Source organism: uncultured Mucilaginibacter sp. (assembly GCF_937859865.1).
Lineage (GTDB): Bacteria > Bacteroidota > Bacteroidia > Sphingobacteriales > Sphingobacteriaceae > Mucilaginibacter_A.
This window is the reverse complement of record NZ_CALMAT010000120.1, coordinates 1-12272: the sequence shown is the minus strand read 5'-3', so window position 1 is coordinate 12272 and position 12272 is coordinate 1. Positions and strand designations below refer to the sequence as shown.

The window sequence follows — 12272 nt, the reverse complement described above, 5'->3', positions numbered from 1 at the left end:
ATGGTTGGCGTTTCGCTGGCTGCATCTAATTTTTTGATTTGTTCGGTGGTTAAGTTCCAGCCGACTGCTTCTAGGTTTTGTTTTAACTGTTCTTCATTTCGGGCACCAATCACCAGCGTATCAACGGTTGGGCGTTGCAGCAGCCAGTTTAACGAAACCTGGGCCACGCTTTTTCGGGTTTCTTCGGCTACTTCATCCAGCACATCAATAATTTTATAAAAAAGTTCTTCGGGAATGGCTGATTCCGGAACCGGGCTTCCGCCTTGAGCCACGCGGCTATCCGCAGGAATTGGATGATTGCGACGATATTTTCCGCCTAAACGGCCGGCAGCCAATGGACTCCAGATAATCCCGCCAACTTTCTGGTCTAAACCCAAAGGCATCAGTTCCCATTCGTATTCTCGGTTCACCAACGAGTAATAAACCTGGTGTGCAATGTAACGGTTCCAGCCATAACGATCAGAAACGGCCAGCGATTTCATCAAATGCCAGCCCGAAAAATTGGAGCAGGCGATGTAGCGCACTTTTCCGCTTTGTACTAAATTGTCCAGCGTACGCAACGTTTCTTCCACCGGCGTAACGCCATCAAAACCGTGCATGTGGTAAATGTCAATATAATCGGTATTTAAACGCTTTAAACTGGCTTCGCAGGCTTTCATCAAATGGAAGCGCGATGAACCTTGTTGGTTTGGCCCGTTGCCCATTGGGAAAGTTGCTTTGGTAGAAATGATCACCTGGTCGCGTTTTCCTTCCAGCGTTTTTCCTAAAATTTCTTCTGCCAAACCATCCGAATAAATGTCGGCCGTATCAAATAAGTTTACGCCGGCATCCAAACAAAGGTTAACCAAACGCGAAGCTTCTTCTACCTGAGTATTGCCCCAGGCTTTAAAAAATTCGTTACTGCCGCCAAATGTGGCCGTGCCAAAACTTAAAACGGGAACGTGTAGGCCAGATGCGCCTAATGGTCTGTATTCCATAATTGCTTTATTGATGTTGAAATAATAAAGCTAATTTGGGCGGATATGTTTAGTGGGATGCTTCTTTTATCGGGTAAAAATTGGTATTGATTTTATGCCGATAAAAAAAGCATTGAAAGATTAAATCAGATTCCCCTTCCCATCCGTTTTAATACTTTGGTTTTGAAATCGAAAAAACATTGCCACCCATTGATTTAAACTTTTAAAATAGATAAAAAGCGCGCCGTCCTGTTTGCTGCCGTTGTTGGCGGCCTGGCTGCCGCTGTCGCCCTGATTCATGTGGATATCGTGCACACCTACCGGCGGGTTTTGGCTGAAATAAGGGTTTAAATCAGGAATGCTGTTGGGAAGGTTATCGTTCCAGCCGGAACCAAAGGCAAAAACTTCGGCATCCGGGTTGTTTTTCGCTTTTTGTACCCAAGGGTCAATATCGCCGTTTAAATTTTCGCCCAGCGAAGTATCAGTTTTTGGCTTAACTACCCGCATTTGGCCAATTGGAAAAAGTGGCGGGGAAAAGTGCAAATAATCCAGGCAAAGGGAAGGAGGCATGGCAGCTTTCGGCGTAAAATCAACTTTAGATTTCAAAATATCCGCAGTAATGGGATGCTGAAAGTTTTCATCCTTGTAAAACATTACCATTTGGTTTGTAGCCAATTTGGTGCTGCCGTTTTGCGGATAAAGCAAAGTTTGGCCGGCAAATTTAGAATAAACATCAACCGCAACACGGTAAAGCTGGTCGGATTGTACCAAAATCTGGTAATGGTCCGTGCCGCTTTGGTAAAGCATTGCATCCGTAACCTTTCCCCTTAAAACCCCATAATTTATGGCCATGATAATTTTTATTGATACTGTTTTTATCGGTATAAATTCGTAGTTAACTTCTTAAAATTAACCTTATAAGATTAAAATTATTGTAAAGCTTGTTTTTTAAATCGAAGCTTTCTTTTCGCCCAAATAGCTTCAAGCGGTCAATGCTTCTTTTACCATATAAAAATTGGTGTTGATAATATTTTGACGGATCATCAAACACCAATCTCCGCACTTATTTTTCCCTCGATACAAACTTGTGGAAAGTGCTGATCTCGCCGTCTTTCTTTTTATCCTGGTACAAAAAGTCCAACTTGTTTTTGTCGAAGTTTTTAAAAAAATCGTCCCAACTGATTTCTTCAAAACGGTCGTCGGCATCGCTGTGTTTTGGAAAGTGGATTCGGATCACGCCGTCATCTTCTTCTTTGCCGGTTGATTTTATTTTTGCCGGGATGCCTTCGCGTTCTTCGGTCCATTTTTGGATTTTTTTGTGATCGTGGGTTTGTGCTGAAGTACTCATAATCTTAAGTTTTTTTGTTAGGGTAACAACGCCACTGTTTTAAGTGTTTTTATGGGATAGATTTTTTGAGGGAAGGTTGAATGCTTCTTTTATGCCATCAAAATTGGTGTCTTGTAGGTTTGGCTAAAGCCAATTCTTGTTCCATTTTATCCATGGCCTCAAGGCTGCGGCCATGAATAAAGCACTGTTTTGTAGAACGGTTGTTATCAAAAAGATAGTTCCAATATTTAAAAATCTTTACGTAAACGCACCACTTGTCCGCCGCCGGCAGTCAAAATCGTTTTCAAAACAGTTTGGTTGCTTACCTTTTGTACCACTTTTACCAAATGATTTGGGTTGATATTGGCATCCGGCGCATCGCTGTAAATCTCGGCGGTGTAATTTCCTTTTGGTAAAAAAGATAACGGCGTATTTAAGTTTCGTGGCGTGTTGCTGTTGATTGTCCCGAGATACCAATCGCTGCCTTTGCGTCGGGCAATCGTAATATATTCGCTTAGTTTTGCGTTTACGGCCTTGGTTTCGTCCCAGGTAATCGGCACTTCTTTTATAAACTCAAAACCGGGCTGGCCAATGTAAGCATCCGGATAATCGCAAACCATGCCCTGCTCGTTCTCCAAAACCACATACATGGCCAGCATATGGCAGCGCGTGCCTGGAACCATCGGCGCGGTGTAATGTACTTTAAAAGTGGAAGGATTTGCTGCACGAAAGCCTCCCAAATGATAATCCGTTGAACCGGCAAGCCCGCGCGTAAACGGGATGTTGATATCGGCATTCGGTGTAACTATATTGTTCCATTTGTTGTTTTCGTAGTTTAAAGTTCCTTCGCGCGTAAACTCGTTTGGGTAAGTGCGGTTTAAACCGGTTGGCTTGTAAGCGCCATGAAACTGGATGTGCAAATGGTGCTGCGCCGCTTTTTGCAATATTTCTTCCTGCATGTTTACCATTTCCTGGTCGTCGCGGTCCATAAAATCACACATCAAACCTTTGATCCCCCATTTTTCGTATTGCGCAAAAGTTGCTTCCAATTTCGGGTACAAAGCCGCAAAATGCACCCAGACGCGTATGCCAACGCCAACTTTCTTTGCCGAATCGCACAGTTGCTGCATATCCAAACCGGGGACAGCTTTGGAAGGGTCGGCGTGTGGGCCAGGCGAAAAGTTGGCGCCATCGTTTACGTACCATTCGTGCAAGCCGTACTCTACCACGGTATGGTAAGCAATACTGTTTTTAGCACAAAAATTTACGTAATACATATTGGTTTCGTAATTGTTGCCGGGCGCAAAGGATGTATCAGGCACAACATTTCCGTTCCACCAGGGAAAGGTAGTTTTGCCGGGTTTGATCCAGGAAACATCTTTGATCTGGCTGGGATCGCTCAAATTCGTCAGCAGATTTGATTCGATCAAAGTTCCCATCCGGTTGCCAATCATCATTACCCGCCACGGGCTTTGGTGCGGCAGTTTTGCCTTTACTTTGATAGCCATTTGGTTGGGCAAAGGCGAAATACTGCTTTGCAAAACGCCCTGATGTTTTACCAAATACATGCCGCCGTAATCGCGCAGATTAGCTTCGGTTATTGCCATAAAAATTCCTTTTGGGAAAGAAAACATCGTCGGCAGATCCATCAGTGTGTCCGCCTTAATCTCGCTCAGATGCAGTTTGCTGTAAATTCCTTCGTGCGAAGTGGTGTAATTTTCGCGAAAAAGCGTAAGCACAATTGGGTTTTGGCTGAGGTTGAACGTGTTGGCTTCGTCCGTAATGTTTACGCTTTTCCATTGTTGTTGCTGTGGGATGCGGTAACGAAAAGCGGCACCATCGTTAAAAACTTTTACTTCAACCTGAAGCTGTCGTTTTAACCCGCTTTTTTCGGAGACCGAAACTAAAAGCTGGTTGCATTCGCTGTGTACCTTGCTGTTTTTACCCACAATTAAATTGTAGTTTTCTTCGAGATGTTGGAGTTGGTGCTTTTCCAATTTCAAATGATTTGAAAATGCCCCTCCTTCCTCAAAACTGATGCTTAAGCGGGATTGTTCAACCAACATATTCCCTTTGTAGCTAACCTTGTAAACCAAACCGGATTGATCTGCACTCAACCAAAAACGGATATTTTTATCCGGCGAACTAACTGTTAAACCACGCTGGGCAAAAACATTTATCGAGGTTGCTACAAACAGGAGAATAAACAGATATTTCATATCGGGACTTTGATTGGTTAATAAGTTTTATGCTGATTTTATAGTGCTAAAAGAAGTATGGCAATTTAAAGGAATAAAGCATTGAAAAATAACCAAAACACATATAACTAAAAAACCACTTGCTCAAATAAACAAGTGGTTTTTTAAATTTTGTGGACCCGGAGAGATTCGAACTCTCGTCCAAACATGGTATAAGGTAAGCCTTCTACATGCTTAGCTGCTGTTTAATTGTCGGGAAAAAGGAAGGCCAGCCGCGTACCTGTACCATTTTCCGTAGGTGCTTTATCTCGTTCGCTTACCACACCTTAAGCAAACCAGTTTCTTATTTCGACGCTCCTGGTGATGATCCTAAGAAACCGCAAACCATCGGAGCGAAAGCTATGCTAATTCTAAATTAGGCAGCTAAGGCGTAGTTATTTTCGCCATTTGAAAGTTTGAGTGTTCAGATTAAAGCGCTAATTCACCCAACGCGCTGCATGCTTACTTACTTATCTCCATCCTGTCAATTCCGGTCGGGCCCTTTTTTTAAGGCTGAAAGGTAAAGGGTAGAAAGGTTTTAAGTGGATGCAAAAATACTGTTTTTAGCAATAGAAAAAAAGAAAAAATTTTAAAAGTTGATGGATGATAGTTAATGGTTCACGGAAGCTCGCAACGGCTATGAACCATCAACTATTAACCATTAGCTTCTCTAACTACAAAACCCTTCCCGGATAAACCTTTAAAGCTTCTTCCAAACAAACCATCGCTTTTTCCAAATCAAACGTGTTTAAAACATAAGCCAAACGTACTTCGTTTAAACCGCCGCTTGGTGTGCTGTAAAAGCCGGTTGCTGGTGCCATCATTACCGTTTGGTTTTCGTAACTGAAGCTTTCCAGCATCCACTGGCAAAACGTATCGGCATCATCAATTGGAAACCGGGCAACCACATAAAACGCACCGCCCGGGTTCGGACAAAAAACGCCCGAAATTTTATTTAAAGCCTGTACCAAAATATCACGGCGCTTGGTGTATTCGTTTTTTACGTTGATAAAATAAGCATCCGGCGTATCAACTGCGGCTGCCCCGGCGATTTGCTCTACCATTCCCGGACTTAACCGCGCTTGTGCAAACTTTAAAGCGGCTGCCATTAAAGCTTTGTTTTTGGTAATAATGCAACCCAAACGCGCACCGCAGGCACTGTACCTTTTAGAAACCGTATCCAACACGATTACGTTCTCCTCCAAACCTTCCAAGTGCATGGGCGATATAAATTCCCGCCCATCGTAGCAAAATTCGCGGTAAGCTTCATCTGAAAACAAATACAAATCGTACTTCAAAGCCAGTTGCTTCAAAGCTTCCATTTCTTCTTTGGAATACAGATAACCGGTTGGGTTATTCGGGTTGCAAATCATGATCGCTTTGGTTTTTTCTGTGATCAGCAACTCAAATTCGCTAATCGAAGGCAAGGCAAACCCATTTTCGATATAAGATAAAATGGGTTTTACGGTTACGCCACATTGGTGCGCAAAGCCGTTGTAATTGGCATAAAAAGGTTCTGGGATAATTACCTCATCACCTGCATCCAAGCAAGCCATCATCGAAATCGTGATCGCTTCAGAACCGCCGGTCGTGACCAAAATATTATCCGGCGTAATGTTGTAACCTAATTTATTGTAATATTCGGTCAGCTTGGTACGATAAGCCAGCGTCCCTTCCGAAGCTGTGTAAGCCCAAACTTTAAAACCGATGTTTTTAACGGCATTCAGCATGATTTCCGGCGTTTCAATATCCGGCTGGCCGATGTTTAAATGGTACACTTTTTTGCCTTCGAGCTTGGCACGGTCCGCAAAAGGCGTTAATTTTCTGATGGGAGAAGCCGGCATTTGCTGGCCTTTTATTGATATTTTCGGCATAAAGCAAAAGTAGGAAAAAGCTGTGAGTGAGGAGTTGCAAGTTTCCGGTTTCGGGTTGCCAGTTTTAAATTCAAACCTGCAAATCGCTGAAAGCTGACTGCTAATGGCTGATAGCTCAGCCTCAATGCTTCTTTTATGCCATAAAAATTGGTGCATAAAAAAACTTCGCCCTGCAAAAGAAGACGAAGTTTTATGCGGTAAAAACAGTATCGAAACTATTTTGTCGGTGCAGAAGCTTTTACTACTTCGCCCACAATTACCAAATATTTTGTCGGCGTTTTTGCGTTAGAGGTTACCACAATCGTTTTGTTAAAAGGTGCTTCAACAGCCGCGTTGTACGTAATTTTGATGCTGCCTTTTTCACCTTTTTTAACCGGCGTTTTGGTATAATCGGCAATGGTACAGCCGCATGTTGGTTTCACTTCCGTCAAAATCAACGGCTCTTCGCCAACGTTGGTGTACACAAAATCGGTTGTAACCGGCTTTCCTTGCGGTACTTTGCCAAAATCGTGTTTTTCTTCTGTAAATTTAAATTCGGCTTTGTTGTCCGTTTGTGCCGATGCGTTAATGGCAAACCCTACAACCATTGCGCAAATCATCATTAATTTTTTCATAGCTTTTTATCAGACTGTTAAAACAAATATAAGTCAATTTTAATCAATTAAAATATTGATACGTTAATTTCATTTTGAGGTTGTCCTTTTCTGAAAAAAACATGCTGATTAAATACTATTTTTGCTGGTATAGAAACCTAAAATGCAGGAATTAGAAGTTACAAGCGCCTTTGATCAACTGGAAAAATCTGAACTGAGTTTTGATGACTTTAAGCAGATCGTGATCCGTGATTACCGCATTGCCGTAGAAAGCAGGCAGGCCAGCATTTTAGGCCGGAAAGAAGCATTGACTGGCCGCGCTAAGTTTGGCATTTTTGGCGACGGAAAAGAAGTTGCGCAACTGGCGATGGCCAAAGCGTTTAGAAACGGCGATTGGCGCGCAGGCTATTACCGCGACCAGACTTTTGCTTTTGCAACCGGCATTTCTAACATTACCGAATTTTTTTCGCAGTTGTACGCCGTTCCGGATGTAAAGCAAGAACCATCCTCCGCCGGAAGGCAAATGAACAGCCATTTTGCCACACGTTCCATGAACGAAGACGGAACCTGGAAAAACCTGGTGGAGATGAAAAATTCTTCTGCCGATATTTCTACCACCGGCGGGCAAATGGCACGTTTAATTGGTTTGGCCTGGGCTTCTAAGTTATATCGAGAAAACAAAGAACTGGCCGAAATGGATTCGTTCTCTATTAATGGAAACGAAGTTGCGTTTGGCACCATCGGTAACGGTTCTACTTCCGAAGGTATTTTTTTTGAGGTGATAAACGCTGCCGGTGTAATGCAAGTGCCGATGGCAGTTTCGGTTTGGGACGATGGTTATGCCATTTCTGTTCCCTCCAAATATCAAACCACCAAAGAAGATATTTCCGACATTTTAAAAGGCTTTCAGCGTGATGAAACCGGCGAAGGTTTCGAAATATTTAAAGTGCCCGGCTGGGATTATCCCGGCTTGTGCGAAACTTATGAAAAAGCTGCCAATATTTGCCGTACACAACACGTTCCGGTTTTGATCCATGTAACCGAATTAACGCAGCCGCTGGGTCATTCTACTTCCGGTTCGCACGAGCGTTACAAAACCAAAGAGCGTTTGGCTTGGGAAAAAGAGCACGATTGTTTGGCCAAAATGCGTTCTTGGATCTTGGATTCGGCCATTGCAAACGCAGAAGAACTGGACGAACTGGAAGACCAAGCCAAAAAATACGTGCGCGAATGCCAGCGCGGGGCGCTAAACAGTTTGCAGCAGGAAATTGAAGCGGAACGCAACCAAACCGCCAATTCAATCCGCGAACTGGTTCCGGTTTCTGCCGCAGGCGAAAAAATAGAAGGCTTGGTCAAGCACATCAACACAACCATAGATTTAGGCCGGAAAGATTTGCTTGCAGCCGTGCGAAAAGCCTTGTTGTTGACCGCCGGAGAAAGCAGCGCAGAACGTAATAACTTGATGGAATTGTATCACGAGGAAATGGCGGAAAACGTTTCCCGATACGATTCGCGCCAGTTTAGCAATACGCCGGAATCACCGTTAAATGTTCCTGTCCAGCTTCCGGTTTACGAGGAAAACGCAAAAATGATTGACGGCAGGGAAATCCTGAATGCTTGTTTTACCGCCAATTTTTCGCGCGACCCACGCATTATTGCTTTTGGCGAAGATGTGGGTGCCATCGGAGATGTGAACCAAGGCTTTGCCGGTCTGCAGGAAAAATTTGGCCCGCTGCGGGTAACGGATACCGGCATCCGCGAAAGTACCATTATCGGTCAGGGCATTGGTTTGGCTTTGCGGGGTTTAAGGCCAATTGCCGAAATCCAATATTTAGATTATCTGCCTTATGCCTTAAATGTGCTGATAGACGATTTAACGACCATGAGTTACCGAACTTTCGGCGGGCAAATTGCGCCGGTAATTGTGCGTACACGTGGCCATCGTTTGGAAGGCATCTGGCATTCGGGTTCGCCGATGGGCATGATTGTAAACGCACTTCGCGGTATGCACATTTGTGTTCCTCGAAACATGACGCAAGCCGCAGGAATGTACAATACGTTGCTTCGCGGAAACGAGCCTGCTTTGGTAATTGAATGCTTGAACGGTTATCGTTTAAAAGAAAAACTTCCGGCAAACGTAGGCGATTTTACCGTTCCCTTAGGTAAAGCAGAAATCATCAAAGCAGGAACAGATTTAACCATTGTTACGTATGGTTCCACCTTAAATATTGTTCATCAGGCTGCTGCTGAACTCGAAAAAATGGGAATTTCGGTAGAAATTGTTGATCCACAAACGCTTTATCCTTTTGATTTGGACCAACTTTGTTCTGCTTCCGTTAAAAAAACTAATAAATTGCTGGTGGTGGATGAAGACGTACCAAGCGGTGCTTCAGCTTACATTTTGCAGCAAATCGTGGAAAAACAAAAAGCTTATTATTTTTTAGATAACCAGCCGAGAACGTTAACCGCAAAAGATCATCGTCCGCCTTACGGTTCTGATGGCGATTATTTTAGCAAACCTTCTGTAGATGATATTATTGAGGTGGTTTATGAAATGATGGGCGAGAGCAAGCCGGGGCAGTTTCCGAAGATTTATTGACGCTTCTTTTATAGGCTTGATTTTTATCTTATAAAAGAAGTATCAATCCAAATTAATATTTAAGTTTTCTTAAAATTAGATAAGATTTTAAATAATAACTTTATCACATGGTTTTGACTGTTTGTGATACTTCTATTCTTTGTCGTAACCAACAAACACAAAAAGAATTTCGGAATAAAATTAAGCTTTGGCTAAAAATTCATTATCTAAACGTAACCTGTTTAAATGAAGAAACCGGATATTTATGTTTTATAAGCAACACTTTTATCGATAAAGCAACTTCAAAGTTTGGCGATGTTAAAGCACATGCTTTGGCAAATCTTCCTTCTATAATAAGAAATGCAATTTTCACAAATAGTGAAACAGATAATAAAGGCAGGCCAGACATTTTACGGTATCTAAAATTTGAAAGCCTGATAGATGTGGATGGAGCGGAGTATGTTGTTTGGCTTTATGTGCGGCAAACAATAAATGAATATCAGCTTTACTCGCTACATATTAAAATATAAAAACGCTTTAAAGCTGATAACGTGGTACGTCGTAGATATAAAATCTAAGTTGCGTATTCGCACAATTGGACACAGCCTTAAAGCGCATTACAAAGATGGTTGTTTTGAATTATAAATCAAAATGCTTCTTTTGGCACACTAATTTTTTGCTGATAAAAGAAGCATTCTAATTGTTATGCCATCGCTTTAACAATATCTTTCAAAAAAATATGATGAATCTTAAAAAAGGTTTTTTAGCTGCTTGTTGTGTTTTGGCAATTGGCTTTCTGCACGCGCAAAACACAAAGCCAGGTTTATACCACGAACCTTTCCGGCCGCAGGTTCATTTTTCTCCACCCGAAAAATGGATGAACGACCCGAACGGCATGGTTTATAATAAAGGCGTTTATCATTTATTTTACCAGTTTTATCCAGATGCAACGGTTTGGGGACCAATGCATTGGGGACATGCGGAAAGTAAAGATTTGATACATTGGCAGCAAAAGCCAATTGCTTTATATCCGGATAGTTTGGGTTACATATTTTCGGGCAGTGCGGTTTTGGATGTTCATAACACTTCCGGTTTTGGGAAAAACGGACAAGCACCGTTGATTGCCATCTTTACGCACCATGATCCAAAAGGAGAGAAGGCCGGTAAAGCTGATTTCCAGAATGAAAGTATTGCCTACAGTTTGGATGATGGAAAAACCTGGACGAAATACAGCGGAAACCCGGTTTTGAAAAATCCTGGAATTAAAGATTTCCGCGACCCGAAAGTAATGTGGTTTGAGGCTTCAAAAAAATGGATCATGACTTTGGCCACCAAAGACCGGGTTACTTTTTTCTCTTCCCTCAACTTAAAAGACTGGAAAAAGGAAAGCGAGTTTGGCGCGCAGCTTGGTGCACATGGCGGCGTTTGGGAATGTCCGGATTTATTTCCGCTCTCTTTAAACGGTAAAATTTATTGGGTTTTGCTGGTCAGTATCAATCCTGGCGGGCCAAATCAGGGTTCGGCAACGCAATATTTTGTGGGGAATTTTAACGGCAATTCGTTTATCCCCAAAAACACTGCAACAAAATGGATTGATTACGGCCCGGATAATTACGCCGGCGTTACGTGGTCTAACACCGGAAAACGAAAAATATTTTTAGGCTGGATGAGTAACTGGCTTTATGCAACTCAAGTGCCAACCGTAAAGTGGCGGAGCGCGATGACGATTCCGCGCGAACTGAGTTTGCAGGAAGTGAACGGCGATATACTTTTGGCTTCAAAACCGGCCAAAGAGTTTGATGCGCTTCGGTTAAGTCCGAAAGTTGTTAAAAATGCGCAGGTTGACGGAAGTTTGAATTTAACCAACAAATTCGGACAGTTACCGAAACAATTCGAGTTAAAATTAAGCATAAAAGAAGTAAAGGATTTCAGCATAAATTTATCAAATACCGTTGGTGAGCAATTGATTATCGGTTTTGACAAAGCGCGCAACAGCTATTATATCGACAGAAGAAAAGCAGGCGAAAGCAGTTTTAACAAAGATTTTGCAGCCATTCATTATGCGCCAAAATTATCTGCTTCAAAAAGCATTGATCTTACTTTAGTGGTTGATGCCGCATCTGTCGAATTGTTTGCCGATAACGGTTTAAGCGTGATGACAAGTATTTTCTTTCCGAAAAAGCCAATTACCAATTTACAACTTCAGGCTAACGGTTCATTATTTACCGATTTAGAAATGATACCACTAAAAAGTATCTGGAAATAAATTGGGGTTTGAAGATTGGACAACAGATATGCTTCTTTTATCGGTATAAAATTATTACTGCCATTATTGATTTGGAATATAATTATCTGCTTAATCCAAACCATGCTTCTTTTACTGGTATAAAAATTGTCAAGGTTGAGCGGTTTAGCTTTGATGTGAGATTGAAAGGGGGTTTGTAGTTTTTAATGCCTACCTTATGAGTACTTCAATGCTGTTATAAGACCTTAAAAAACTATACCCTGGCTCTATTATATAGTTCATTGTTTCAATAGAATCTAAATTTCCAATTTTCATTACATCTTCAAGGTTATCATAAGGTATATCTGAATGAATGGATAAGCGATGTATTCTGCGGGTATGAGGATCAAAATCTATTAGTAAATGTTGCCCGTTTTTGTGGTAATGATTCGTATAACCTTCTACATTAGGACGAGAAGGATC

At 42.1% G+C, this 12272-nt stretch carries 10 protein-coding genes and 1 other RNA gene; 3 read left to right on the top strand and 8 right to left on the bottom strand.

Annotated elements, in window-relative coordinates:
• From Q0192_RS12905 to Q0192_RS12875, 7 genes are all read right to left on the bottom strand, one after another.
• Nucleotides 1-977, bottom strand: a 977-nt coding sequence (locus tag Q0192_RS12905; RefSeq protein WP_299289897.1) for an aldo/keto reductase, incomplete at its 3' end; no start/stop codon positions are given.
• Between the two features lie 120 nt (nucleotides 978-1097).
• Nucleotides 1098-1808 carry a DUF2278 family protein gene (locus Q0192_RS12900; protein ID WP_299289896.1) on the bottom strand — a complete coding sequence of 237 codons (711 nt, stop codon included), beginning with the start codon at nucleotides 1806-1808 and terminating at the stop codon, nucleotides 1098-1100.
• A gap of 211 nt (nucleotides 1809-2019) precedes the next feature.
• Nucleotides 2020-2304: a hypothetical protein gene (locus Q0192_RS12895; protein WP_299289895.1), complete on the bottom strand. Its 285-nt coding sequence runs from the start codon at nucleotides 2302-2304 to the stop codon at nucleotides 2020-2022.
• A 227-nt stretch (nucleotides 2305-2531) separates the two neighbouring features.
• Entirely contained in the window at nucleotides 2532-4502 is a 1971-nt protein-coding gene (locus tag Q0192_RS12890) for a glycoside hydrolase family 97 protein (RefSeq protein WP_299289894.1), read from the bottom strand.
• Nucleotides 4503-4652: 150 nt separating this feature from the next.
• Nucleotides 4653-5022, bottom strand: a transfer-messenger RNA (tmRNA) gene (gene ssrA / locus Q0192_RS12885).
• A gap of 172 nt (nucleotides 5023-5194) precedes the next feature.
• On the bottom strand, nucleotides 5195-6394 hold the full coding sequence (locus Q0192_RS12880) for a pyridoxal phosphate-dependent aminotransferase (protein WP_299289893.1): 1200 nt from the start codon (nucleotides 6392-6394) through the stop codon (nucleotides 5195-5197).
• Between the two features lie 215 nt (nucleotides 6395-6609).
• A complete protein-coding gene (locus Q0192_RS12875; protein WP_299289892.1) occupies nucleotides 6610-7008 on the bottom strand; it encodes a DUF1573 domain-containing protein in 399 nt (132 codons plus the stop codon).
• A 142-nt stretch (nucleotides 7009-7150) separates the two neighbouring features.
• On the opposite strand from Q0192_RS12875, the gene Q0192_RS12870 reads away from it, so the two are divergent.
• The 3 genes from Q0192_RS12870 (at nucleotide 7151) to Q0192_RS12860 (ending at nucleotide 11831) form a co-directional block, all read left to right on the top strand.
• The gene (locus Q0192_RS12870; RefSeq protein ID WP_299289891.1) at nucleotides 7151-9586 is read left to right on the top strand and encodes an alpha-ketoacid dehydrogenase subunit alpha/beta; all 2436 of its coding nucleotides are present in this window, start codon (nucleotides 7151-7153) and stop codon (nucleotides 9584-9586) included.
• A 107-nt stretch (nucleotides 9587-9693) separates the two neighbouring features.
• The gene (locus tag Q0192_RS12865) at nucleotides 9694-10095 is read left to right on the top strand and encodes a hypothetical protein (protein ID WP_299289890.1); all 402 of its coding nucleotides are present in this window, start codon (nucleotides 9694-9696) and stop codon (nucleotides 10093-10095) included.
• A gap of 209 nt (nucleotides 10096-10304) precedes the next feature.
• Complete coding sequence (locus tag Q0192_RS12860; protein ID WP_299289889.1) at nucleotides 10305-11831, top strand: glycoside hydrolase family 32 protein; 1527 nt, start codon at nucleotides 10305-10307, stop codon at nucleotides 11829-11831.
• A gap of 189 nt (nucleotides 11832-12020) precedes the next feature.
• On the opposite strand, the gene Q0192_RS12855 is transcribed toward Q0192_RS12860, so the two are convergent.
• Nucleotides 12021-12272: hypothetical protein (locus Q0192_RS12855; protein WP_299289888.1), on the bottom strand; the 252-nt coding region annotated here is incomplete at its 5' end.

Coding starts and splice junctions, on each gene's coding strand:
- Q0192_RS12900 (WP_299289896.1), bottom strand. CDS start 1,808: ATGGCCATAAATTATGGGGTTTTAAGGGGAAAGGTTACGGATGCAATG.
- Q0192_RS12895 (WP_299289895.1), bottom strand. CDS start 2,304: ATGAGTACTTCAGCACAAACCCACGATCACAAAAAAATCCAAAAATGG.
- Q0192_RS12890 (WP_299289894.1), bottom strand. CDS start 4,502: ATGAAATATCTGTTTATTCTCCTGTTTGTAGCAACCTCGATAAATGTT.
- Q0192_RS12880 (WP_299289893.1), bottom strand. CDS start 6,394: ATGCCGAAAATATCAATAAAAGGCCAGCAAATGCCGGCTTCTCCCATC.
- Q0192_RS12875 (WP_299289892.1), bottom strand. CDS start 7,008: ATGAAAAAATTAATGATGATTTGCGCAATGGTTGTAGGGTTTGCCATT.
- Q0192_RS12870 (WP_299289891.1), top strand. CDS start 7,151: ATGCAGGAATTAGAAGTTACAAGCGCCTTTGATCAACTGGAAAAATCT.
- Q0192_RS12865 (WP_299289890.1), top strand. CDS start 9,694: ATGGTTTTGACTGTTTGTGATACTTCTATTCTTTGTCGTAACCAACAA.
- Q0192_RS12860 (WP_299289889.1), top strand. CDS start 10,305: ATGATGAATCTTAAAAAAGGTTTTTTAGCTGCTTGTTGTGTTTTGGCA.